This window comes from Oceanicaulis sp. HTCC2633, assembly GCF_000152745.1.
Classification (GTDB): Bacteria; Pseudomonadota; Alphaproteobacteria; order Caulobacterales; family Maricaulaceae; genus Oceanicaulis.
Genome location: NZ_CH672428.1, coordinates 537770 through 560780, shown reverse-complemented (window position 1 = coordinate 560780; position 23011 = coordinate 537770). Strand labels below are relative to the sequence as shown.

The 23011-nt window shown below is 63.9% G+C and carries 21 protein-coding genes; 12 read left to right on the top strand and 9 right to left on the bottom strand.

The genetic code is table 11. The features are described from left to right. Positions 1 to 20: 20 nt before the first annotated feature. From OA2633_RS02740 to OA2633_RS02695, 10 genes are all read left to right on the top strand, one after another. Positions 21 to 1214, top strand: a complete 1194-nt coding sequence (locus tag OA2633_RS02740; RefSeq protein ID WP_009800952.1) for an RIP metalloprotease — start codon at positions 21 to 23, stop codon at positions 1212 to 1214. Positions 1215 to 1248: 34 nt separating this feature from the next. Continuing rightward, on the top strand, positions 1249 to 3654 hold the full coding sequence (gene bamA, locus OA2633_RS02735) for an outer membrane protein assembly factor BamA (protein WP_009800951.1): 2406 nt from the start codon (positions 1249 to 1251) through the stop codon (positions 3652 to 3654). A gap of 4 nt (positions 3655 to 3658) precedes the next feature. After that, on the top strand, positions 3659 to 4267 hold the full coding sequence (locus OA2633_RS02730; RefSeq protein ID WP_009800950.1) for an OmpH family outer membrane protein: 609 nt from the start codon (positions 3659 to 3661) through the stop codon (positions 4265 to 4267). Positions 4268 to 4279: 12 nt separating this feature from the next. Further along, entirely contained in the window at positions 4280 to 5305 is a 1026-nt protein-coding gene (gene lpxD, locus OA2633_RS02725; protein ID WP_009800949.1) for a UDP-3-O-(3-hydroxymyristoyl)glucosamine N-acyltransferase, read from the top strand. Continuing rightward, positions 5305 to 5763 (top strand): 3-hydroxyacyl-ACP dehydratase FabZ, encoded by a 459-nt coding sequence (gene fabZ, locus OA2633_RS02720; protein WP_009800948.1) that lies wholly within the window; start codon positions 5305 to 5307, stop codon positions 5761 to 5763. The genes lpxD and fabZ overlap by 1 nt, the downstream gene beginning before the upstream one ends. A gap of 10 nt (positions 5764 to 5773) precedes the next feature. After that, positions 5774 to 6565 (top strand): acyl-ACP--UDP-N-acetylglucosamine O-acyltransferase, encoded by a 792-nt coding sequence (gene lpxA / locus OA2633_RS02715; protein ID WP_009800947.1) that lies wholly within the window; start codon positions 5774 to 5776, stop codon positions 6563 to 6565. A gap of 2 nt (positions 6566 to 6567) precedes the next feature. Beyond that, positions 6568 to 7431, top strand: coding sequence for an LpxI family protein (locus OA2633_RS02710; RefSeq protein WP_009800946.1), 864 nt, complete (start codon positions 6568 to 6570; stop codon positions 7429 to 7431). Then, the gene (gene lpxB, locus OA2633_RS02705; protein WP_156776062.1) at positions 7415 to 8605 is read left to right on the top strand and encodes a lipid-A-disaccharide synthase; all 1191 of its coding nucleotides are present in this window, start codon (positions 7415 to 7417) and stop codon (positions 8603 to 8605) included. Before OA2633_RS02710 ends, lpxB begins: the two co-directional genes overlap by 17 nt. A gap of 87 nt (positions 8606 to 8692) precedes the next feature. Then, positions 8693 to 9250: a hypothetical protein gene (locus tag OA2633_RS02700; protein WP_009800944.1), complete on the top strand. Its 558-nt coding sequence runs from the start codon at positions 8693 to 8695 to the stop codon at positions 9248 to 9250. Further along, positions 9243 to 9473: a helix-turn-helix transcriptional regulator gene (locus OA2633_RS02695; protein ID WP_009800943.1), complete on the top strand. Its 231-nt coding sequence runs from the start codon at positions 9243 to 9245 to the stop codon at positions 9471 to 9473. The genes OA2633_RS02700 and OA2633_RS02695 overlap by 8 nt, the downstream gene beginning before the upstream one ends. Before the next feature lie 69 nt (positions 9474 to 9542). On the opposite strand, the gene gltA is transcribed toward OA2633_RS02695, so the two are convergent. Then, positions 9543 to 10847, bottom strand: a complete 1305-nt coding sequence (gene gltA, locus OA2633_RS02690; RefSeq protein WP_009800942.1) for a citrate synthase — start codon at positions 10845 to 10847, stop codon at positions 9543 to 9545. Between the two features lie 56 nt (positions 10848 to 10903). After that, positions 10904 to 12319, bottom strand: a complete 1416-nt coding sequence (gene gltX / locus OA2633_RS02685) for a glutamate--tRNA ligase (protein ID WP_009800941.1) — start codon at positions 12317 to 12319, stop codon at positions 10904 to 10906. Between the two features lie 163 nt (positions 12320 to 12482). On the opposite strand from gltX, the gene OA2633_RS02680 reads away from it, so the two are divergent. Further along, positions 12483 to 14525: a ComEC/Rec2 family competence protein gene (locus OA2633_RS02680; RefSeq protein WP_009800940.1), complete on the top strand. Its 2043-nt coding sequence runs from the start codon at positions 12483 to 12485 to the stop codon at positions 14523 to 14525. A 3-nt stretch (positions 14526 to 14528) separates the two neighbouring features. Here OA2633_RS02680 and OA2633_RS02675 read toward each other — a convergent pair whose 3' ends face one another. From OA2633_RS02675 to OA2633_RS02655, 5 genes are all read right to left on the bottom strand, one after another. Next, positions 14529 to 15203 carry a 2-hydroxychromene-2-carboxylate isomerase gene (locus tag OA2633_RS02675; protein WP_009800939.1) on the bottom strand — a complete coding sequence of 225 codons (675 nt, stop codon included), beginning with the start codon at positions 15201 to 15203 and terminating at the stop codon, positions 14529 to 14531. A gap of 54 nt (positions 15204 to 15257) precedes the next feature. Continuing rightward, positions 15258 to 15941, bottom strand: coding sequence for a transcriptional repressor LexA (lexA, locus tag OA2633_RS02670; RefSeq protein WP_009800938.1), 684 nt, complete (start codon positions 15939 to 15941; stop codon positions 15258 to 15260). Between the two features lie 79 nt (positions 15942 to 16020). Continuing rightward, positions 16021 to 16815, bottom strand: a complete 795-nt coding sequence (gene trpC, locus OA2633_RS02665; RefSeq protein WP_009800937.1) for an indole-3-glycerol phosphate synthase TrpC — start codon at positions 16813 to 16815, stop codon at positions 16021 to 16023. 20 nt (positions 16816 to 16835) lie between these two features. Continuing rightward, the gene (gene trpD, locus OA2633_RS02660; protein ID WP_009800936.1) at positions 16836 to 17852 is read right to left on the bottom strand and encodes an anthranilate phosphoribosyltransferase; all 1017 of its coding nucleotides are present in this window, start codon (positions 17850 to 17852) and stop codon (positions 16836 to 16838) included. Continuing rightward, entirely contained in the window at positions 17849 to 18436 is a 588-nt protein-coding gene (locus OA2633_RS02655) for an aminodeoxychorismate/anthranilate synthase component II (protein ID WP_040612974.1), read from the bottom strand. The genes trpD and OA2633_RS02655 overlap by 4 nt, the downstream gene beginning before the upstream one ends. 88 nt (positions 18437 to 18524) lie before the next feature. On the opposite strand from OA2633_RS02655, the gene OA2633_RS02650 reads away from it, so the two are divergent. Continuing rightward, positions 18525 to 19493, top strand: coding sequence for a divergent polysaccharide deacetylase family protein (locus tag OA2633_RS02650; RefSeq protein ID WP_009800934.1), 969 nt, complete (start codon positions 18525 to 18527; stop codon positions 19491 to 19493). On the opposite strand, the gene trpE is transcribed toward OA2633_RS02650, so the two are convergent. Then, positions 19490 to 20992 (bottom strand): anthranilate synthase component I, encoded by a 1503-nt coding sequence (gene trpE, locus OA2633_RS02645; RefSeq protein ID WP_009800933.1) that lies wholly within the window; start codon positions 20990 to 20992, stop codon positions 19490 to 19492. The genes OA2633_RS02650 and trpE overlap by 4 nt on opposite strands. Positions 20993 to 21002: 10 nt before the next feature. Further along, entirely contained in the window at positions 21003 to 22910 is a 1908-nt protein-coding gene (locus OA2633_RS02640) for a peptidylprolyl isomerase (RefSeq protein WP_009800932.1), read from the bottom strand. Between the last annotated feature and the right edge of the window lie 101 nt (positions 22911 to 23011).

The window sequence follows — 23011 nt, the reverse complement described above, 5'->3', positions numbered from 1 at the left end:
GCGTTGCGTAAGGAGACTACATGCTCGACTGGCTTGGGTCAGGAACCCTGTCCATCTTCGCCTTCATCCTTGTGATGGGCTTCGTCGTGATCATCCATGAGCTCGGTCATTACTGGGCCGGACGGATGTGCGGCGTGCATGCGGACGCCTTCTCCATGGGCTTTGGGCCGACGCTGTTTTCCCGCACCGACAGGCTGGGCACGGTCTGGAAGGTGAGCGCCCTGCCGCTGGGCGGCTTCGTGCAGTTTCGAGGCGATGCCAACGCCGCCAGCGCGCCCGACTATGAAACGCTTGAAGAGCTGCGGCGCGAGCATCCGGATCCAGACAGCGTTCTGCATTTCAAACCGGTCGGGCAACGCGCCTTCATCGTTGCTGCCGGCCCCTTGGCCAACTTCCTGCTGGCGATTGTGCTGTTCGCCATTCTGGGCGTGGTGCAGGGCGAATCCCGGCTGGAGCCGCTGGTGGGCGAAGTCATGGAGGACAGTCCCGCCCAGCAAGCCGGGTTCCAGCCCGGAGATGTGGTCGTCCGGATGGACAATACGCCCATTGAGGGCTTCACGGACATGACCGAATATGTGGTCACCCGCGCCGGGCAGCCGATCTCGGTCACCGTGGAGCGCAATGGCGAGCGGGTCTTGCTGACTGTCACGCCGGCACGGGTCATGCGCGACGACAATCTGGGCGGGGAGCGTCCGCTGGGCACGATCGGCATCCGCAGTTCGACCGAGGCGGAACGGGTGATCTATCGCCCGGCGATCTGGGAGGCGCCGATCTATGGCGTCACACGCACTGTCGATACGACCGGAACCATTGTCAGCTATCTGTCCCGTCTGGTGACCGGGCGGGCGTCAACCGAGCATATCAACGGGCCTGTCGGAATCGCGACCACGGCCGGACAGCTGGCGAACCTGGCCGTCAGCGACAATGGCGCCGCGCAACCCATCGGGCTGCTGGTCCGGCTCGAGCGACTGCTGATTGTCATGATCGCGCTGTCCGCGCTTCTGAGCGTTGGGCTGGGGTTAATGAATCTTCTGCCCATTCCGGTTCTCGACGGCGGTCACCTTGTGTACTACGCCTATGAAGCTATAGCTAAACGCCCGCCGAGCCCGTCCGTCCAGGAATTGGGGTTCCGGCTGGGACTCGGCTTTATTCTGGCCATGTTCGTGGTGGCCACTTGGAATGATTTGAGTTATCTGCGCGGTCAGTTCCTGTGATGGGGGCGTCGCAGGCGAGGGACGAGGGCCTTTCATGAATGTGATCTTCAAGGGATTGGCGGCGGCGCTCCTGAGCGTCTTCTGCGCAGGTGCGAGCCTTGCGCAGGATGCGGATGTTAACCAAGGCCAGCCCGAGATTCAGGCCGAGCCGTCCGCAGAGACCCAGCAAGTCCGCCAGCAGCCGATCCTGCAGATCCTCGTGGAAGGCAATGAGCGGGTGGAAGCGGACACGATCCTGTCCTACCTGCTGATCCAGCCGGGCGACCTGCCCAATCCCCGCCTCATCAACCTGTCCATCCAGACGCTGTACAGCACGAACCTGTTCTCTGACGTCCGCGTTGCGATCGACGGAGCCTCCATGGTGCTGTTCGTGGAGGAGAATCCGATCGTCAACCGCGTGATTCTTGAAGGCAATCGCGCCATCGGCGATGACAAGATCACCGACGAGATCGAGCTTCAGGCGCGCGCCATCTTCACCCGTTCGCGCGTGCAGTCCGATGTGCAGCGCATTCTGGAAGTCTATCGTCGATCCGGTCGTTTCGCCGCCCAGGTGACGCCGCAGATCGTCGAACTGCCCCAGAACCGTGTGGATCTGGTGTTCGAGATTTCCGAAGGCCCGGTGACCGGTGTTGAGCGCATTTCCTTTGTGGGCAACGAGGCGTATTCCGACCGTCGCCTGCGCGGCGAGATCGTGACGACCGAGGCGCGCTGGTGGAAATTCTTCAGCTCGAATGACAATTACGATCCTGACCGGATCGAGTACGACCGTGAACAGCTGCGGACATTCTACAATGACCGCGGCTTTGCGGATTTCCGCGTGACCTCGGTCTCGGCGGAACTCGCGCCGGACCAGTCGGAATTCTACGTCACCTTCACCATGGATGAGGGCGAGCGTTACAATTTCGGCGAAATCGAAGTCGAAACCGAGATTTCCGATCTCAACACCGATTATCTCGAAGCGGTCCTGCCGACGCAGCCAGGCCGCCTGTACGTGGGCAGCCTGATCGAGGATGCGACCGACTCCCTGACCTTTGCGGCGGGCGCCGCCGGCTACGCCTTCGTGGATGTCAGCCCGCGCGTCTCTCTGAACCGTGAAGATCAGACCGTCGACATCACCTTCGTTATCGAGGAAAGCCCGCGGGTCTACATCGAGCGCATCGACATCATCGGCAACACCCGGACCCTGGATCGCGTCATCCGTCGTGAGCTGGACCTTGTGGAGGGCGACGCCTTCAACCAGGCGCTGGTGAACGTGTCGCGCTCCCGCGTGGGACAGCTGGGCTTCTTTGAGGATGTGGAAGTCGAGCCGGTGCAAGGCAGCGCGCCTGATCGCGCCCAGGTCCAGGTTCGGGTGACCGAACAGCCTACGGGCGAACTGGCCTTCGGCGCCGGTTTCTCCTCGACGGATTCCTTCCTGGTCGACTTCTCGATTTCGGAACGCAATCTGCGCGGTCGGGGGCAGTTCCTGCGCCTGCGTGTCTCCACCAGCTCGCGCCAGCAACAGATCGATATCCGCTTCACCGAGCCGCGTTTCCTGGACCGGAATCTGGCGGCGGGTTTTGACCTGTTCCGCGTCCGGTCCGACTTCTCGCGCGAGGCGTCGTTTGAAACCGAATCCACCGGTTTCACCCTGCGTGCAGGCTTCCCGCTCACGCGCGCCGTGCAGGCTGGCGTGAACTACACCCTGCGGACGGACGATGTGCGCACCTATTCGGGCGTGTCGGAATCCATCCAGCGCGCCGCCGGCTCCCGCATCACCTCTCTGATGGGCTATTCGCTGCGCTGGAACCGCACGGACGATTTCCGTGAACCGACTCGCGGCTTCCAGCTGAGCTTCAACCAGGACTTCGCAGGCTTTGGCGGTGATGTGCGCTATGTGCGTTCGGAACTGCAGGGCGGCATCTATCGCAGCGTCTGGCGCGACCGCCTGGTCTTCAGCGCTACGGGTTCGACGGGCTATCTCTTCTCCTGGGGCGGGGATACCGCGCGGATCAACGACCGCTTCTTCAAGGGCGGCAATTCCTTCCGCGGTTTTGAAACCGCCGGCATTGGCCCGCGCGTGGTCCAGCGTCGTGCGGAAGCGCTCGAGGATGGTGATGAATTCGTCTCGGGCGACGCCCTGGGCGGTAATTTCTACGCCATTGGCGCATTTGAAATGGGCTTCCCGCTGGGCCTGCCGGAGCAATACGGCATCCGGGGCAGCCTGTTCACCGAATTCGGCACGGTCGGTCTTCTGCCTGACGAGGACCAGATTGCCGATGATGGCTCGGATACGGCCATCTACACTGTCGACGACCTTGCGCTGCGCGCATCGGCCGGGATGAGCATCTTCTGGGATTCTCCCTTCGGCCCGGTGCGGTTTGACCTGGCGCATGCCTTCATCAAGGAAGATTACGACCAAGGGGCGTTCTTCCGCTTCAGCACTCGAACGGGGTTCTAGACTCATGAAACGTCAGTTTTTCGCCGCCATGCGCCCGCTGCGCATGCTCTCAGCCGCGCTGGTCCTGAGCCTCGGCTTCAGCGCCGCGAGCTACGCCCAGAGCGTGCTGGTCATGAACGAACAGCGCATCCTGCGTGAAAGCGCGGTCGGTCAGCACATCGCCACCCGTCTGGAGGCCATCGGCCAGGAAATCCAGGCTGAGCTCGAGCCGCAACAGGCTGCGATCCAGTCCGAAAGCGAAGCGCTGAACGCCGAGCTCTCCGCGCTGTCTGAAGACGCGATCCGTCAGCGTCCGGACCTGGCGGCCCGCTATGAAAGCCTGCAACGCGACGCCGCGACCTTCGAGCAGACCCGCCGTCTGCGCGGTCAGGAGCTGGCGGCCACCGAGCAGCAGGCCATGCGCCCGGTGCTGCCCGTGCTGCAGGAAGTGCTGCAGGAGATCGTCAACGAGCGCAATGCGGACGTTCTGATTGACCGCTCCGCGATCGTGTACGCTCGCGACTCTGTGGACATCACCCAGTCCGCCATTGAGCGCCTGAACCAGCGCATCACCACCACGCCGGTGAACCGCGTTCGCGTGCCGACCCAGCAAGCTCAGCAACAGCAGCAATAAGGTTGGTCTGACATGGGGGCCGACCCGCGATTTTTTGAGCGGCTCGGTCCGCTCAAGGCTTCCGACATCGCCGCGCTTATCGGATCTGATCTGATAGGCGACGGCGATGTCGCTGTTTCTGACGTGTCCACGCCGGACTCCGCCGGAGAGGGCGACCTCATCTTCCTGGCGGGCAAGGCGCCGCCGGAAACACCGCCCATGGCCGGAGTGGCGATCGTGCCGGACGCCAGCTGGGCGGAGGCGCTGCCCCATTGTCAGGCTGTTCTTGTGCACCGGGTGACCCGCGCTGGATTCGCCAAGGCCGCAGCCCGCCTTCTGGCGCCCCGGTTTCATGACGGCCCGGACTTCATCCATCCGACAGCGACCATCGCAGACAGCGCGCGTCTCGCGCCCGGCGTCATCGTCGGTCCCGATGCGGTGATCGGCGAGAACGCCCGCATCGAGGCCGGCGCCATCATCGGTCCGGGCGTGGTCATCGGAGATCACGCCCGAATTGGCGTGCGCGCGAATGTCCAGTGCGCCCTGGTCGGCGCGCGCTGCGAGATTTCCGCCGGGGCGGTTGTGGGCGAAGCGGGCTTTGGTCTGGCCTATGAGAATGGCGAGGTCTTCACCTTGCCGCATCTCGGTCGCGTGATCATCGAGGATGAGGCGACGCTCGGCGCGAATGCGACCGTGGATCGCGGCATGCTCAAGGACACCCGCATCGGCAAGGGCGCGCGCATCGATAATCTGTGCCATATCGCGCATAATGTGGATGTGGGCGAGTATGCTGTCATGGCTGCTTTCGCCGGCATTTCAGGCAGCACGGTCATTGGCGCCGGCGCCCAGTTTGGCGGTCGGGTCGGCGTGGCGGACCACCTGAAGATCGGGCAGGGCGCCCGCCTGGCGGCGGACGCGGCCGTCATGAAGGACGTGCCCGCAGGTGAGACCTGGGCGGGTTCGCCGGCCCAGCCGATTCAGAGTTTCATGCGCGAAACGGCCTGGCTGCGCCGCGCAGTGAGCCGCAAATCCAAACCCGAGCGCAAAAAGGAAGACTGATGAGTGATCTTGAGACCGCGATCGGGCCCGACGAAATCCTGCGCCGCTTGCCGCACCGCTATCCCTTTCTGCTGGTGGACCGCGCTGAGCGCTATGTGCCAGGCGAGTCCATTGTCGGTTTCAAATGCGTGTCTGCCGCCGAGCCGCATTTTCAGGGGCATTTTCCTGAAAACCCGGTGATGCCGGGCGTCCTGATCATCGAGGCGATGGCCCAGACCGGCGCGATCCTGATGTCCAAGACGCTTGATGCGGATATTTCCAATACGCTGATCTATTTCATGGGTGTGGAGCAGGCGAAGTTCCGGCGCCCCGTGCGCCCTGGCGACGTGCTTGAAATGCCGGTCGAAGTCACCGCCAATCGCCGCGGCGTTTTCAAGTTCAAGGGCGAGGCGCGCGTGAATGGCGTGAGATGCGCGGACGCGACCTTCTCGGCCACGTCTGCGCCGCGCGAAGCCTGACGGAGTTCACATGACCACCAGCATTCACCCGACCGCCATCGTGGACGAGAGCGCCCGCCTGGGCGAAGGCGTCGAGATTGGTCCGTATTGCGTTGTCGGTCCGAACGTTCAGATCGGAGACCGCACGCGACTGCATTCCCATGTCAGCCTGAACGGCAATCTGGAAGTTGGCGCGGATTGCAAGATCCACCCCTTTGTCGCGCTTGGCGAGCCGCCCCAGGACTTCAAGTTCAAGGGCGGCGATGTGCGTCTGATCATCGGTGACAACAACACCCTGCGCGAGCACGTGACCATGCATATGGGCACGGAAGGCGCGAAGGGGATCACCAAGGTCGGTTCAAACAACTTCTTCATGGTCGGCGCGCACGTCGCCCATGACTGCACCGTCGGCAACCATGTTGTGTTCGCCAACAACGCCACGCTGGGCGGGGATTCCTCGGTCGCCGACTATGTGATCATGGGCGGCCTCTCGGCGCTGCACCAGCAGTGCCGGATCGGCAAATACGCCTTCATCGGCGGCGGAGCGCCGGTGACAGGCGATGTCATCCCCTATGGCATGGTGGACAATCTGGGCGCGCTGGCCGGGCTGAACCTTGTGGGTCTCAAGCGCCGCGGCTTCTCGCGGGACGCCATCCACGATCTGCGCGCCGCCTATCGTCTGGTCTTCGCCAATGAAGGCGCGTTCCACGAACGGGTCGAGGATGCGGCGCGACTGTTCGAGAACCGGCCGGAAGTCATGGACATCGTCGAGTTCATCCGCACGCCGGCCAAGCGCCCGCTCTGCTCGCCGGAAGGGCGCTAGGTGTGGCGGTCTACCAGCGTCTCGGGCTGATCGCCGGGGGCGGGGATCTGCCCGTCTATGTGGCGCGTGCGGCGCAGACAGGCGATCGACTGGCCTGCGTGATCGCTCTCAAGGGGTTCGCCGATCCCACGCGCTATGACAGCCCGGTCATTCGCGGCATCGCCCAGCTGGGACAGGTGGTGAAGGATCTGCGTCAGGCCGATTGCGACGCCGTCTGCTTTGCCGGCATTGTGACGCGGCCGGATTTCTCGGCGCTGAAACCCGATCTCAAGGGCATGGCCTTCCTGCCTCAGGCGCTGGCAGCAGCGGCGCGTGGCGATGACGCTCTGTTGAGGGTGATCGTGGGCTTCTTTGAAAAAGAGGGTTTCACGGTGATTGGCGCCAATGACATCGCAGACGAGCTTCTGGTGGAGCCCGGGCTGATCGGCTCGATCAGACCTGACGCCATTGCCGAGGCTGACGCCAAGAAGGCGTTGCATGTCGCGGGCGTTACGGGCGCTGAGGATATCGGGCAAGGGGCCGTGGTTTGCAAGGGGTTGGTGCTGGCCGTTGAGGCGCAGGAAGGCACCGATCAGATGCTGGCCCGGGTCGCAGGCCTGCCGGCCGAATTGCGGGGCGATGAGCTCAACCGCTCGGGAGTGCTCGCCAAGCGACCCAAGCCGGGTCAGGAGCGCCGCATTGATCTGCCGGTCATCGGCGTGTCGACCGTGCAGGGCGCGGCCAGGGCCGGGCTGGCCGGCATCGTGATCCCGGCGGGCGGCGCAATGGTGCTGGGCCGCGAAGCGGTCGGTCAGGCGGCTGACGCGGCGGGCCTGGCGGTATGGGCTGTAGAGATGGATGGGCCAGCGGATGACGCAAACGCCTGAAACCCCATCAGATCTGGCGAGAGCACCGCGGATCTTCCTCGTCGCTGCAGAGCCATCCGGTGATGCGCTCGCGGGCGATCTCATGGACGCGCTGCGCGCGCTTCGACCGGATGTGGAAATCGCAGGAGTCGGAGGCCCGGAAATGGCCAGACGCGGCGCACTCTCGCCCTTTGATATTTCAGAGCTTTCGGTCTTTGGCCTGTTTGATGGGCTGAAGATCATCAACCTCGTTCATCAACGCGCGCAGGAAACCGCAGACGCCGCAAAAGCCTTTGAGGCCGACGCCGTCATTCTCATCGATTCCTGGGGGTTCATGCTACGCGCGGCCTGGAAACTGCGTGAGGTCCTGCCTGACACGCCGCTGATCAAGTACGTCGCGCCGCAGGTCTTCGCCGCCCGACGGGAGCGCGCCAAGGTGGCGGCTGACACCTTTGATCATTTGCTGGCGATCCATCCCTTTGACGCGCCCTATTTCACCGAGCACGGCATGGATGTGACCTTTGTGGGCAATCCGGCGCTGGAGCGCGATCTCAGCGGTGACGGGCCCGCCTTCCGGGCGCGCCATGGGGTTGCAGAGACGGATCCGCTTCTTCTCATTCTCTTTGGCAGCCGCAAGTCCGAGCTCACGCGCCTGTTCCCGCGCTTCGCCGACGCGGTGAAACGACTGAAAGCCGACCGCCCGGGCCTGAAATTCGTCACCCCGCTCGCATCCTCCATCGCGGCTCAGGCGCAGGAGATGATTGCAGCGGAGCCGGCCTTTGCGGATCTGATCGTGGTCGAGAGTGATGAGCGGCGAGACGCCTTCCATGCCGCCGATGCGGCGCTGGCCTGCTCGGGCACCGTGACGCTGGAACTGGCGAGGTTGGGCGTGCCGACCGTGGCGGCCTACCGGCTGGGCTGGCTCGCCTGGGCGGCGGCGCGGTTCTTCCTGATGAAATCGAAATACATTTCGCTCGCCAATATTGCGGCGGATGAAATGCTGATCCCCGAACATGTCCAGACGCGGTGCCGCGGGGACGTGCTGGCGCAAAGCGTCGGCGAGTTGCTGGATGACGCTGGACGCCGGGCCGATGTGTCCAAACGGTTGCGTGAGGTCACCGAGCACATGCGCGGCGCTGGCGGCTCGCCCTCGGTCAACGCCGCTCAAGCGATACTGGGCCTCGTAACTTCCTAACTTGTTTGCCGAACTCTCATAGCAGAAGCAATGCATTGCATAACGTAGCATATATGCTACGTTATGCTTTGTATTAAGGAGGAAGTCATGTCAGTACGCGGTCCCTTGCACGCCTTTCATATCGCTGATGCGGATGATGATCCGCAAAAGGCGAAGAACTGGGCGTCAGTGTCCAAGCGCCGGACGCTGGTCATTTGCATCATGGTGTTGATGGGGGTGATCGCGCTTGCGCTTGGCGTGGTGCTCGACGGCGTCGCCGGAGTGCTGACAGAGGGTGAGGGCCTGACGAACTCTGTCACCACCCTGTCGCCGCTATTGTTCGTCTTCGTGTTTCTCGCGATGCGGCTTGATCGCAACCTGTTTCTGGCGAGCCGCCCGGCCTTTTCCTTGCCCGGTGAACCCCATGACGAACGTCAGCAGGCTTTGGTGAGCATGGCCACGCGACGGGGCTTGAAGCTGGCCCTCATCGTGCTCGTGCTGATCACGGCCGTGGGTGTGAGCCCGCTGCCGGCCGCTTACGTCCTGTCCGTGGGGGTTATCGGCGTCTCGCTCGTCATCGCCGGGCCGCAACTGATCCTGGCCTGGGCCTTGCGCCCGTCCGACTTTGACTTTGACGGTCTGGAGGACGAGGACAGTCATGGCTGAGCCTGTGAATTTCCAGAACCGTGTGAAGACCTATCGCGTGGATTGCGGTCTTTCCCGACAGGAGCTCGCCACACGGGTGCAGGTCCATCCCCAAACGATCGGGGCGATCGAGCGGGGTCAGTTCAATCCCACCATCGAAGTGGCGTTGAGACTGTCCGAAACGCTGGGCGTGGGGCTGGACGCTCTGTTTTCCCGGCAGGGTTTCGGCCCCCTGCAAAGCTGATGTGCAGACAAAGGAAAACCGGCGAAGCACTTGCTTCGCCGGTTCTTTTTGTCTTGGTGTCGAGAGCGTCTAGCGCTTGTCGATCGCCACGAAATCGCGCTGCGTCGCGCCGGTGAAGGCCTGACGCGGACGACCGATCTTCTGGCTCGGATCCTCGATCATTTCCGACCATTGCGCGATCCAGCCGACGGTGCGGGCCAGGGCGAACAGCACGGTGAACATCTCGGTCGGGAAGCCCATCGCCTTCAGGGTGATGCCCGAATAGAAGTCGATGTTCGGATAGAGCTTCTTCTCGACGAAGTACTCGTCCTCGAGTGCGATCTTCTCCAGCTCCATGGCGACAGCCAGCAGCGGATCATTGCGCACGCCAAGCTCGTCAAGCACGGCGTGGCAGGTCTCGCGCATCACCTTGGCGCGCGGGTCATAGTTCTTGTACACGCGGTGACCAAAGCCCATCAGACGGAACGGATCGTTCTTGTCTTTGGCTTTCGCGACATATTCGGGGATATTGTCCACCGAGCCGATCTCACGCAGCATGTTCAGAGCCGCTTCGTTCGCGCCGCCATGGGCCGGGCCCCACAGCGAGGCGATGCCGGCTGCGATGCAGGCGAACGGATTGGCGCCCGAAGAGCCGGCCAGACGCACGGTCGAGGTCGACGCGTTCTGTTCGTGGTCGGCGTGCAGGGTGAAGATCTTGTCCATGGCGCGGGCGAGGGTCGGAGACACCTCGTATTTTTCCGCCGGGACAGCAAAGCACATCTGCAGGAAGTTCGACGCATAGTCGAGATCGTTCTGCGGCGCCACGAAGGGCTGGCCGATGTGGTATTTGTAGGCGCGTGCCGCGATGGTCGGCATCTTGGCGATCATGCGGTGGGACGCGATCAGGCGGGCCTGCGGGTCATTGACGTCCGTGGAGTCATGATAGAAGGCCGACAGCGCGCCAACCGTTCCGACCATGATCGCCATCGGGTGGGCGTCACGGCGGAAGCCGCGGAAGAACTGGTCGAACTGGTCATGCAGCATGGTGTGGCGGCGGATCGTCCAGTCAAACTCTTCGAGTTCCTTGGCGTTCGGCAGCTCACCGTTTTGCAGCAGATAGGCCACTTCGATGAAGCTGGCGTTGTCGGCCAGCTGATCGATCGGATAACCGCGATACAGAAGCGTGCCTTCATCGCCATCGATATAGGTGATCTGGCTTTCGCATGACGCGGTGGAGGTGAAGCCGGGGTCAAAGGTGAAAACGCCCGCATTCTTGTACAGCGCGCGGATGTCGATCACGTCCGGACCCAGCGAGCCGCCATACACAGGCAGGTCATAGGTCTCGCCGTTAATCGACAGTTGCGCGGAACCTTTCGGTTGAATCTTGTTTTCCATATCTCCAACCCCTTTTGTGTGGGTCATGACGGACGCGGCCTGAATAGGGGCGCGGCCTAGTCCATCACGTCATTGAGCCGATCCAGAACCTCATCGCGTCCCAGAACAGCCAGTACGAAACTCATGTCCGGCGCTGGCGCGCCGCCGGTGAGGGCCGCTCGAAGCGGTTGACCCACCTTGCCGAAGCCAACCTCCTCAGCCTCTGCGAAAGCGTTAAGCACATCGCCCAAAGCCGCCTCGGTCCAGTCCGGCGTATCCCTTAGCACGTCCGCAAGACGCGACAGCCGCGCCCGGGCGTCATCATTGATCGCCTTGGCGGACTTGCCCGTCAGTTCGATCGGGCGCGGACGAATAAGGAAATAGGTTTGATCCTCCAGCTCTGCGAGGGTCGCCGCGCGTTCTTTCAGCACTTTCATCGCTGAAGAAACCCAGACTTTCGCCTGATCATCAAGACGCAGATCGTCGCGGCCTTGAAGGCGGTCCCAGAGCAGATCCGTCAGACGCGCATCCTCGGCGCGTTTCATATGCCAGGCGTTCACGCTCGACATCTTGTCAAAATCGAGCCGCGCCGGGGCCTTGCCCAGACCCTTGAGGTCGAAGGCCGCGGCCATCTCGGCGTCGGTGAAATATTCCTGATCGCCCTTGGACCAGCCCAGCCGCAGCAGATAATTGCGCAGGCCTTCGGGCAGATAGCCCATATCGCGATAGGCTTCGACGCCCAGTGCGCCATGGCGCTTGGACAGCTTCTTGCCATCGGGCCCATGGATCAGCGGGATGTGGGCAAAGACCGGAATCTCCCAGCCCATCGCCTGATAGATCTGGGTCTGACGACCCGCATTGGTCAGGTGATCATCGCCGCGGATGATGTGGGTGACGCCCATATCATGGTCATCGACCACCACGGCGAGATTATAGGTCGGATTGCCATCGCCGCGCAGCAGGACGAGATCGTCAAACTCCTTGGCGCCCCAGCGGACCTGGCCCTGAACCGCATCCTCGATCACGGTGTCGGTATCGGCGGCGCGGAAGCGGACGACGAAAGGCGTATGGGCGGGCGCATCAGAGGCGTCGCGATCACGCCAGGGCGAGCGCAGGGCGCGGCCCTCGGCGAAGGCCTGTTCGCGCAGGGCCTCGGTTTCTTCCGGGGTGCAATAGCAGCGAAAGGCGGCGCCTTTTTCGATCAGGGCGTCCACGACGTCACGGTGACGGTCGGCGCGGGCGAATTGCGAGACCGCCTCGCCATCCCATTTCAGACCCAGCCAGCTAAGCCCGTCCAGAATCGCCTGAACGGTCTCGTCGGTCGAACGCGCGCGGTCGGTATCCTCGATACGAAGCTTGAATTCGCCGCCATTCGCCTGGGCGAACAGGGCGTTGAACAGCGCCGTACGCGCGCCGCCGATATGCAGATAGCCGGTCGGTGAGGGCGCGAAACGCGTGATGATTTTCATGGTGTCTTGCAATTGCGAATTCATGCTGCAGTGCGAAGGGAGGTGCTCTTTAGCACGCCAAACCGTCTCCGTCATAGCCTCCGCCTGATGTTCACGCCATGATGAAGGTGTGAAATCGCTAAAGTTTCCACCCTTGGGGGAATTCCCGGCCTTGCGTCGAGCCGTAGCGGCTGGACTGGGCGGGCCATTGGCGCTCACTTCACCTGATCCCTATCGTCTGATCCTGTGGGCTCCGGTCGCGCTGGCGATTGGAGCGGCCGCCTATTTCTCCTGGCCCTCCGAGCCTGGATTGGCGCCTGTTCATGCCGGACTGGGCCTGAGCCTGTCGGCGGCGGCGCTTTGGGGCGCGCGCCGGGACGCAGTCACCCTTTATGCGATGGTGCTGATGTTGGGCCTGACTGCCGGTTTCGCTTTGGCGCGCGAGAGGGCCCACGCCTTGGGGGCGCCGAACCTTGAGGCCTTTCAGTCCGAGCGCAGCGCTCAGATCACAGGCTGGATCGAGCGGGTTGAGCGAATGGAGGGTCGTGCGCGTCTTGTGATCCGGGTTCATACGCTGGGACATGCCGATACGCCGCCTTACAGGGTCCGCATCCGCGCCGGACTGGACGGTTTCGAGCCTGGCGACGCGATTCAGGTGCGCGCCCGGCTCGCACGGCCGTCTGCACCTGTGGCGGCGGGCGGCTATGATCCGGCGCGTGCGGCCTGGTTCGATCAGATCGGTTTGACGGGCTACGCGATTTCAGATCTGGAGCGCGCCGAGATCGGGGCGTCTGTGCCTCCTGGCCTGATCCTGGCGCGTTTCCGGTGGCGCTTGTCCGAGCACTTGCAGTCCCGCACAGACCCGCGCACCGGTGCAGTCGCCGCCGCATTGCTGACTGGCGAGCGCGCCCGGGTCAGCCGCGAGGACGCCGAAGCGCTGCGCCTGTCAGGGCTCGGCCATATTCTCGCGATCTCCGGCCTACACATGGCGCTGTTCGCGGGCGGAGCCTATTGGTTGATCCGTCTGGGGTTTGCGATGTGGGAGCCCTGGGCGCGCGCCCATGACCCGCGAAAACCCGCCGCCCTTGGCGCGCTGATCGCGGCGAGCCTCTATCTGGTCATCTCGGGCGCCGCGGTCTCTACGCAGCGCGCCTACATCATGGCGTTCGTGGTGTTGATGGGCGTCCTGTTTGACCGTCAGGCCTTCTCCATGCGCTCACTGGCGCTGGCGGCGATTCTGATCCTGCTCATCGCGCCAGAAAGCGTCATCGAGCCGGGCTTCCAGATGAGCTTCTCGGCTGTGGCGGCCCTGATCGCTAGCTTTGACGCCTATAAGCGCTGGCGGCCCGAAGGCGGCTTCTCGACTTCGCTTATCGGCAAGGTGAAGGATGCGCTCGCCGGGCTCAGCGCCACCTCCCTCATTGCCGGGGCGGCGACAGGCGCGTTCGCCATTTTCCATTTCCAGCGCATGGCCGCCTATGGGCTCATCGCCAATCTGCTGGCCATGCCGGTTTTCACCTTCTGGGTCATGCCCGCTGGCGGTGCGGCGCTTGTCTTCTCGCCTCTGGGACTGGAGCGGCCCTTTCTCTGGGTCATGGATCAGGGGCTGAGGCGGGTGCTCGACATCGCCTACTGGGCGTCATCTCTGGACGGCGCCGTGGTGGGGGCAAACGCTGCGGACCCGGCGCTGGTGGCGCTCTACGGGCTGGGCTTTGCGTGTCTGGTGATCGGGCTCGGATGGATGCGGGTGACTGGAGGCGCGCTGATTGCGATCGCGATCGGCCTGTTCATGGTCCAGACCCCGCCCCAGATGATGATCACCGATGGCGGCGTGGTGCTGGCGCGTTTTGAAGGCGGGGGCGAGGAGTTCGCGGTCTCGGACCGAAGGCGCGGTCGCTTTGATGCGCGCGTCTTCCTGCAGCGCGCAGGCGTCAGCAGCACACCCGAACGCGCGGCGCTCCGCTGTGACACTCTGGGCTGTACCGGTCGAACGGCCGAGGGATTGCTGCTGGCTGTCACAGGATCTGCGGAATCACTGGAGTCGGATTGTGCCTACGCGGATCTGATCGTGTTTGACGGCGAGGTCTCCGCGTGGCGCAAGCGAAGATGCCGGGCGCTGGTGCTGGATGACGCCGCCCGCGCCGAATTGGGCGGAATGGAGTTCTGGGTTCAGGACGGGCAGGTCGTGCGCATGCGCAGCGCTCAGGCGATGCGGCGGGAACGCTTGTGGGTGAGAGGTTCTGAAACCTGATCGCTAGAGCGCTTGCAGGCCGCGTTGCTCCATGCGCCAGAGCAGGGCGTCAACCCGGTCCTGGCCAAAGAAGGGTTCGCCCTCAAAGACCATCAAAGGCACGCCCCAATGGCCGGCGGCGTCCTGGTTGGCTTCATTCTCGATGATCTGACTTTCGATGCGGTCAGACTGCGCATCGGATTCGGCATTGAGCCAGTCCGCATCCAGTCCGGCCGTCCTGGCGGCGTCATCCAGGGCGCCGTCATCGGTCCAGGGGGTGTTGAACCCGGCGCTGGTTCCGCCCCAGATCCGGCGGCTGGCAGCGGCGATATAGGCGAGCCCATCGCCGGCTTCAGCGGCGAGAACGCCCAGACGATTGAGATAGGCGATACGCGGCTGATCGGCCGCGATCTTCAGGGTCGCGAGATCCTGAACAATGGGATCGGGTGAGGGCGCAGAGATGGGCAGCCCCAGACGCTCCGCCTCGCGCGCCACGTCGATGAGGACATAATGGATCCACCGCGGATCGCGCTCTTCAAAGAAGTGCGGACTCCTGACGGCCAACGGACGAACGATGCGGACATCCACCGTGAAGGCGTACCGCTCCCGCAGCTCAAGAAGTCGTTGCGCGGCGATATAGCTGTAGGGGCTTCGGAAGGACCAGTAGAGGTCAAGGCTGAGCGGTGCGGCGTCGGTCATGAGTCTGGCGTCCTCAAAAGGGTGCGCCAGACTATCCTCGCTCGATCAGCACGCCTAGTGATAGCGGCGGATGAGGCCCACGAGACGCCCCTGAACCTTCACCTCGTTCGGGCCGAAGATACGGGTCTCATAGGCGGGGTTCGCCGCTTCGAGCGCAATCGAGCCGCCCTTCTTGCGCAGCTTCTTCAATGTGGCTTCCTCGTCATGGACGAGGGCGACCACGATGTCGCCGGTATTGGCGGTGTCGCCGCGCTTGATGATCACAAGGTCGCCATCCAGGATTCCGGCCTCGATCATGGAATCGCCGTGCACTTCCAGCGCGAAGTGCTCGCCGCCCGAAATCATCTCGGCGGGAACGGGCAGGCGATCGGTTTCATGCTGGATCGCCTCGATGGGCACGCCCGCAGCGATCCGGCCGAGAACCGGCACTTCCACCCCATGGCTGCGCTCGTCAGAGACGCTGGATCCGAAGTCCGCGCTGACGACGTTGGTCTTGGAGGGGGCGGGCGAATTGCCGGACCCGCCCTGGGGCAGCTTGAGCACTTCCAGCGCGCGGGCGCGATGAGCGAGGCGGCGGATGAAGCCGCGTTCCTCGAGCGCCGAGACCAGACGGTGAACGCCGGATTTGGAGGCGAGGTTCAGCGCCTCCTTCATTTCATCAAAGGAAGGCGATACGCCGTCTTCGGACAGACGCTTGTTGATGTAGAGCAAAAGCTCGTGCTGCTTTTTGGTCAGCATGATCGCCTCTTGGAACAAAATAGAAACTCTAGAAGTGTTCTATGCATGTTCCATCTTAACGTCAAGTGAAGGCCCGGCGTCAGGCGCGCCCCATGAGGGTGCGCGTCGCCAACGTCACATCCTCCTGCCGCATCAGGCTTTCGCCCACCAGCAGAGCCTTGGCGCCAGCCTCCTGCAAACGCACCGCGTCGTCACGGATGAAAATGCCGCTTTCGGCCACCAGAACGCGATCATCGCCCACCATGGGAGCAAGGGTTTCAAAGGTTTCCAGGCTGGTTTCAAAGGTGCGAAGATTGCGGTTGTTCACCCCCACGAGCGGGCTCGGCAGGGCGAGGGCGCGCTTCATTTCGTCCGCGTCGTGCACCTCGACGAGGGCATCCATGCCCCATTTGAACGCTTCCTCGATCAGGTCCGCGGCGAGGGAATCATCCACGCTCGCGAGAATCACCAGAATGCAGTCCGCACCCAGCGCCCGTGATTCGGCCACTTGCCACCGATCATAGAGAAAGTCCTTGCGCAGGACGGGCAGGTCGACCGCCGCGCGGGCGGCGATGAGATAATCGTCATGGCCCTGAAAGCTCGGCGCGTCGGTCAGCACGGACAGGCAGCTTGCGCCGCCGTCCTCATAGGCCTTGGCGAGTACCGGCGGATTGAAGTCCGCCCGGATCAGGCCTTTCGAGGGGCTGGCTTTCTTCACTTCCGCGATCAGGCCCAGACCGTTCGCGTTCGCATCGCGTTCCAGCGCCGCCTTGAAGCCGCGGACTGGGCTGGCGTCCTGCGCCCGCTCGCACACCGCTTCATAAGAGAGGCGGGCTTTGCGCTCGGCGACATCGGCGCGCTTGTAGGCTTCGATACGGGTGAGGACATCGCTCATGGGAGACTCTTCAGGCTGGGTCAGGCGTTGCTGGCGCGAACAAGCGCGTCGAGAGCGGATTGCGCGCGGCCCTCATCAATAGCGCTGGCGGCGAGCGCCGCGCCGGATTTCAGATCATCGGCGAGCCCCGCGAGTTTCAGCGCCGCCGCAGCGTTCAGAAGCACGATATCGCGATAGGGGCCTTTTGCGCCCTTGAGTAGATCGCGGATCGCCTGGGCGTTCTCTTCAGGCTCACCCCCCTTGAGATCTTCAAGACCTGCGCGGGGCAGACCGGCGTCTTCGGGTATGGTCTCGTATTCGCGGATGGCGCCATCGGGGAAGAGCTCTGCCACATGGCTGACGCCCGTGGTGGTGATCTCATCCAGCCCGTCCTCGCCGTGCACGATCATGGCCGCTTCCGCGCCGAGCCCCCGCAGGGCTTCAGCCATGGGAACCAGCCATTTGCGATCAAACACGCCCAGCAGCTGACGTTTTGCGCCCGCCGGATTGGAGAGCGGACCGAGCAGGTTGAAGATCGTGCGAACGCCCAGGATCTTGCGCGCCGGCCCCACATGGCGCACCGCGCCGTGATGGGCCTGCGCGAAGAGAAAGCCCACCCGGGCTTCAGACAGGGCCGCTTCCACCTGCGCCGGGCTGGCGAACAGGTTCACGCCCAGACTTTCGAGCACTTCAGCGGAGCCGGATTTGGAGGAGGCGGCCTTGTTGCCATGCTTGGCGACAACCGCGCCTGCGCCCGCAGCGACCAGAGCGGCGGCGGTCGAGATGTTCCAGGTGCCGCGGGCATCCCCGCCCGTGCCGCAGGTGTCTATGGCGGTAGCGGGCGCCTTTACGGGCGTCATGCGAGCGCGCATCGCCTTTGCGCCGATCATCAGGGCTTGCGGGCTTTCTCCGAGCGCGGTCAGCGCCAGCAGGAAGCCGCCAATCTCGACCGGATCGGCCTGACCTTCCATCAGGGCGTCAAACGCAGCCTCAAGCGCAGGCGCCTCCGGCTCCTGTCCCTGAGCGAGGGCCTGAATGGCGGGACGTATGCGGCTCATGCCGCCTGCTCCGACGCCATGCCCGCCAGACGCAGGAAATTGCCGATCAGGGCATGGCCGTGTTCAGAGGCGATGGATTCGGGGTGGAACTGCACGCCATGAATGGGACGGGTCTTGTGCATCAGTCCCATTATCTCGCCATCGGCGGTATGGGCGTTGGCGACAAGCTCGGTGCCGTCGGGCAGATCAACGGCGAGCGAATGATAGCGCGTGGCGTTATAGGGCGAGGGCAGGCCCTCGAACACACCGGTGCCGTCATGTTCGATCGGGCTGGTCTTGCCATGCATGATGGCCTTGGCTTGAACCACCTTGCCGCCAAACACCTGACCAATGGACTGGAACCCCAGGCAGACGCCGAAGATCGGCAGGTCTTTCGGGGCCGTCTTGATCAGGTCCAGACAGATGCCCGCCCGATCCGGATCACACGGGCCGGGGCTGATCAGAATGCCTTTGGGATCAAGCGCCAGCGCTTCGGCGGCGCTCATGGCGTCATTGCGGATGACGCGCGTCGGCGCCCCCAGCTCCTGGACATAGTGGACCAGGTTGAAGGTGAAGCTGTCATAATTGTCGATGATCAACAGCATGGGCGGCTCGCGCATCGGTGAAATGAGCTGTGGAACTTAAGCAAGCCCGTGCGCGCCGCCAACCGCGACTCGCTGTAAATACGCTTTGATGATGCGAACTGCTTCATATGCGCCGCACCTGGGTTCGGCTCTGGCCGCTGGCTTCATGCTGGTCGCAGCGCTCGCCTATAATCTGGGCGCGCAGTCAGGTGAGCCTGAAGCGGTCGCGTCCGAGATCGGCGTGGCGTCTGAAACCGGATCGGCATTCTGGCCCGGCGTTATCCGTGTCGAGGCGACGCAGCGGATTGAAGCGGAGGTTTCGCTTCGCGGGGAAGAACCCATCCCGGTCATCGAGTCTCCGACCCCTGTCGCAGCGCCGATGCTGACCCCGCGTCGTCCGCAACTGGCGATCATCATGGATGATGTGGGGCTGGATGTGGCGGCGGCTGAGCAATTGCTGGCGCTGGACGCACCCCTGACCCTGTCAATCCTGCCCTATGCGGAGGCCGCGCCCGTGATCGCCCGCCGAGCAGCGGATGCGGGGCGTGAAGTCTTCGTGCATCTGCCCATGGAGCCGGTTGGCGTGGAGGATCCGGGTCCTTACGCGCTGACGGAATTCCAGAGTGCGGACGAAATGTCCTCTCGCATACGCTGGGCCTTCTCGCGCGTACCGGGAGCGACAGGCTTCAACAACCATATGGGCAGCCGTCTGACATCGGACCGCCGCGCCATGGACGCTTTGTTCACAGCGGGGGCATTTCCCTCACAGCTGATCTTTGTGGATTCCCTGACCCATCCCCGCTCGCAGGCGGCGCGCTCTGCCCGGGCTGCGGGCCTCAACGCGCTGACGCGTGATGTGTTTCTGGATCATGCGCCTGATGAAGCCTCGGTCAGCGCCCAGCTCAATCTTGCACTCGCTCTCGCGCTTCAGAACGGTCAGGCGATCGCCATTGGCCATCCAAGGCCGCAGACCCTGGCCGTGCTCGCCGACCTGACGCGTCGCGCCGAGGCGGTCGGTGTGGAGCTCGTGACCGTCCAGGCGCTGAGCGCGACCGCGTCTTCCGAAATCGAGAGCTAGACGAAACGCCAGGCTTCGGATGCGGCCCGGAACAGGGCGCGGGCCTTGTTGACCGTTTCCTGATGCTCGGACTCTGGATCGGAATCGAGCACGACCCCTGCGCCAGCCTGAACATGCATGCGCCCGTCCTTGACGATGGCGGTGCGCAGGGCGATGGCCATGTCCATATCGCCATTGGCGCCGAAATAACCCACAGCGCCCGCATAGATGCCCCGGCGATGAGGTTCGAGTTCGTCAATGATCTCCATGGCGCGCACCTTGGGCGCGCCCGACACCGTGCCTGCCGGGAAACCGGCCATCAGGGCCGAAATGGCGTCTTCGCCGTCCGCCAGCTGACCTTCCACATTGGAGACAATGTGCATCACATGGCTGTAGCGCTCAATGATCTCGCGCTCGGTGACGCGCACTGTGCCCGCCTGGGCGACCCGGCCCACATCATTGCGCCCGAGATCGAGCAGCATCAGGTGCTCGGCGCGTTCCTTGGGATCGGCGCGCAGATCGGCCTCATGGGCCTGATCGGCTTCTTCCGAATTGCCGCGTGGACGCGTGCCTGCAATGGGGCGGACGGTGACGGTGTCGCCACGCAGCCGCACCAGGATTTCCGGGCTCGAGCCGACAATGGCGAAGCCGGGCAGGTTGAAGAAGTAGAGGAAAGGCGAGGGGTTGGTGCGCCGCAGGGACCGGTAGAGTGACAGCGGCGTCGCCGTGTAGGGCGCGGAGAAGCGCTGGCTGGGCACGACCTGGAAAATGTCGCCTGCGCGGATGTAGTCCTTCGCCGTCTCGACATTCTGACGGTATTGCGCCGGCTCCATATTGCTGACGGGCTCTTCCAGCGTCCAGGGCGCGGCGGAACCCGCGATCGGCGCCGGCGCGTCCAGTCGTGCGAAGACCGCTTCGATCCTGCGGCGCGCAGCATCGACCTGCAGTTCGGCTTCCATGCCCGGCTTGGGACGCACCGGCGCGGCGACAAGGATTTCCTGACGCAGGGCGTCAAACACCACCATGACGCGCGGACGCAGCAGCTGTCCCTCAGGCAGGTCCAGCGGATCCGGTCCGGCATGGTTGGGCAGACGCTCCACCTGACGGATCGTGTCATAGCCGAGATAGCCGAACAGCCCCGCCGCGATCGGCGGCAGGCCGGAGGGCAGGGTGAGGCGGCTCTCGTCAATCAGTGTGCGCAGCGATTGCAAGGGCTTGTCTGCGCTGGGCTCGAATGCGCCCGGCGCAACGCCTGGGGCGGGCGCGGTGGCGATCTCGGCCACATCGCCCCGGCAACGCCAGATGAGGTCCGGATCAAGCCCGATGGCGGAGTACCGCCCCCGGAAAGCGCCGCCCTCGACGCTTTCCAGCAGGAAGGTGTTGGTGTTGTGCGACGCCAGTTTGAGATAGGCGGAAACGGGCGTTTCCAGATCATCCACGCGCGTCGCGGTCAGAAGGACGGTCTGCCCGCGCGCGCACAGCTCTGTCGCCGTCTCGAGATCCGGGGCGAAAGCGGTCATGACGCGCCTGTTATTGTGCGGTGGTGCGTCCCAGAGCCTGATCGATCAGGTCCTGGTTCTGACGCACATCGTAGGCGTTGATCAGCGCATTGGTGACGATCTGGGTCGCATCATCGCGCAGTTCGCCTGTCATCTCGTTGCGCTGGGCCTGGGTGACCGCGCCGCCCTCGGCTGCAATCACCTCATCCACGAGCACCAGGGCGCGGGTGGTCTGGTTGTCAGCGCGGGAGACAAAGCGTCCGCCTTCGGGTTGACGGAAGGCCTGAGCGACAAGCTGGGCGTTGAACGGGCCCGCGGTTTCTTCCCGCCCGAGCACAGCCGATTCAACCCGTGCGCCAGCGCCTAGGGATGCTGCAATGGCGTCAAGGGTTTCACCGGCGTCGAGCCGGGCCTGCACGTCGTCGACCACCTCCTGAAGGCGGTTGTCGGTTTCCCGCATGACCCAGAAACGCGAAGCGTCTTCACGCACTTCGTCCAGCTCGTAGAGACGGGCGGGTTCAATCTCGTCCACGCGGACCACGAAATACCCGCCATCCTCGCCATAGCCTTCAAGATCCGTCGCAAAACCCTGCTGGGCCGCGAAAGCGGCGGACAGGATGTCCGGGTTCTGTAGCAGGGTCAGGGCCGGCTCGCGGTCGGGCGAATACCCGTTCGCGCCGACAAAATCGATGCGCTCGGCGAACAGTCCCGCCTCGCGCGCAGCCTCTTCCAGCGTCGCGCCATTGCCGCGCGCTTCCTCGAAGACTCCCAGCGCGTCCAGCATCATGCCTTCTGCGGTGTCGCGCGCCAGTTCCGTGCGAAGCTCGCTCTCAACGGCGGCGAAATCGGGCGTGTCGGGATCATTGGCGGCGTCAATGCGCAGCACGCGCCAGCCCAGCTGGCTCTCCACGGCCGCCAGCTCACCCGCCTGCATCTGGAAGGCGCGTTCGGCGATCTGGGCGTCCGGGACCTGATAGGCTTCCACATCCGCCAGAGCGACTTCGTCTCCAAGGCCGAGCTCGGCGACGACAGAGGCGACGGACTCGCCGGCGCCCAGACGCGCGGCGGCGGTTTCCGCGGTTTGCTGATCCGGGGCGGGCCATTGGGTCAGGGACCGCGTCGCCGGATCGGCCAGCTCGCCGTTCTGAAGGCGATAGTCATAAAGCGCCTGCAGGTCTTCCTCGCTCACCTCAACATCCCGCAGCAGATCCGTCGGGGTGATGCGAACCAGGGTCAGCCGACGTTGCTCGGCGCGTTCGAAAATGCGGGCGTTCTCGCCGATGAAGGCGGTCAGGGTCTCATCATCCGGGGCTTCAGGCGTTTCAACCAGAACAGGACGCAGGAAAAGCGCGCGCAGGCTGCGGCGTTCATTCTCGTAAGCCGCCCGGATTTCGGCGTAGATGTCCGGCGCGCGGACGCCGCCCAGCGCAGCAGCGACAAACTGGGCGCGGCGCAGTTCGCTGGTGATGTCGGATTCAAACTGACGCTCGGCCATGGAGCCGCGATAGCCGTTTTCGCGCAGGATGGAGGCGTAGGTGCCCGGATCGAACTGATTGGTGAACGGGTTCTGGAAGGCCGGGATCGACCGCAGGGTTTCAAACAGCGTGTCGTCAGAGATCGTCAGGCCCATCTGATCCGCCTTGGCGTCCACCGCGGTCTCGGCGATGAGGCGGCGCACCACAGAATCACCCAGGCCCATCTGGTCCGCCTGCTCACGCGTGATCTGGGGATTGTCGCGCTGGATCTGGAAGAGCTGGCGCTCATAATTGCGCTGCACCTCGGATGCGCTGACGGTCTGGGGACCGACGACGAGCGCAGACGTGCCGCCGCCGCTGAAAATGTCGCTGACGCCCCACAGCGCGAATGCGGCGATGAGAAGCGCGATGATCATGCCGCCGATAATGGGCGAACGGGCGAGCGAGCGGATAAGCGAAAGCATGGAGCGTTCCAGATCAGGCCTAGGGGCGGGTGGGTATGCGGCGGGACCGTAGCCGGGCGGGGCTTGTGCGGCAAGCAGGCCAGTGCGTTGCAGCCGGGTTC

Bases quoted from the DNA above. Each gene is read 5' to 3' on its own strand.
- OA2633_RS02740 (WP_009800952.1), top strand. From the start codon at position 21: ATGCTCGACTGGCTTGGGTCAGGAACCCTGTCCATCTTCGCCTTCATC.
- bamA (WP_009800951.1), top strand. From the start codon at position 1,249: ATGAATGTGATCTTCAAGGGATTGGCGGCGGCGCTCCTGAGCGTCTTC.
- OA2633_RS02730 (WP_009800950.1), top strand. From the start codon at position 3,659: ATGAAACGTCAGTTTTTCGCCGCCATGCGCCCGCTGCGCATGCTCTCA.
- lpxD (WP_009800949.1), top strand. From the start codon at position 4,280: ATGGGGGCCGACCCGCGATTTTTTGAGCGGCTCGGTCCGCTCAAGGCT.
- fabZ (WP_009800948.1), top strand. From the start codon at position 5,305: ATGAGTGATCTTGAGACCGCGATCGGGCCCGACGAAATCCTGCGCCGC.
- lpxA (WP_009800947.1), top strand. From the start codon at position 5,774: ATGACCACCAGCATTCACCCGACCGCCATCGTGGACGAGAGCGCCCGC.
- lpxB (WP_156776062.1), top strand. From the start codon at position 7,415: ATGACGCAAACGCCTGAAACCCCATCAGATCTGGCGAGAGCACCGCGG.
- OA2633_RS02700 (WP_009800944.1), top strand. From the start codon at position 8,693: ATGTCAGTACGCGGTCCCTTGCACGCCTTTCATATCGCTGATGCGGAT.
- OA2633_RS02695 (WP_009800943.1), top strand. From the start codon at position 9,243: ATGGCTGAGCCTGTGAATTTCCAGAACCGTGTGAAGACCTATCGCGTG.
- gltA (WP_009800942.1), bottom strand. From the start codon at position 10,847: ATGGAAAACAAGATTCAACCGAAAGGTTCCGCGCAACTGTCGATTAAC.
- gltX (WP_009800941.1), bottom strand. From the start codon at position 12,319: ATGAATTCGCAATTGCAAGACACCATGAAAATCATCACGCGTTTCGCG.
- OA2633_RS02675 (WP_009800939.1), bottom strand. From the start codon at position 15,203: ATGACCGACGCCGCACCGCTCAGCCTTGACCTCTACTGGTCCTTCCGA.
- lexA (WP_009800938.1), bottom strand. From the start codon at position 15,941: ATGCTGACCAAAAAGCAGCACGAGCTTTTGCTCTACATCAACAAGCGT.
- trpC (WP_009800937.1), bottom strand. From the start codon at position 16,815: ATGAGCGATGTCCTCACCCGTATCGAAGCCTACAAGCGCGCCGATGTC.
- trpD (WP_009800936.1), bottom strand. From the start codon at position 17,852: ATGAGCCGCATACGTCCCGCCATTCAGGCCCTCGCTCAGGGACAGGAG.
- OA2633_RS02655 (WP_040612974.1), bottom strand. From the start codon at position 18,436: ATGCTGTTGATCATCGACAATTATGACAGCTTCACCTTCAACCTGGTC.
- OA2633_RS02650 (WP_009800934.1), top strand. From the start codon at position 18,525: ATGATGCGAACTGCTTCATATGCGCCGCACCTGGGTTCGGCTCTGGCC.
- trpE (WP_009800933.1), bottom strand. From the start codon at position 20,992: ATGACCGCTTTCGCCCCGGATCTCGAGACGGCGACAGAGCTGTGCGCG.
- OA2633_RS02640 (WP_009800932.1), bottom strand. From the start codon at position 22,910: ATGCTTTCGCTTATCCGCTCGCTCGCCCGTTCGCCCATTATCGGCGGC.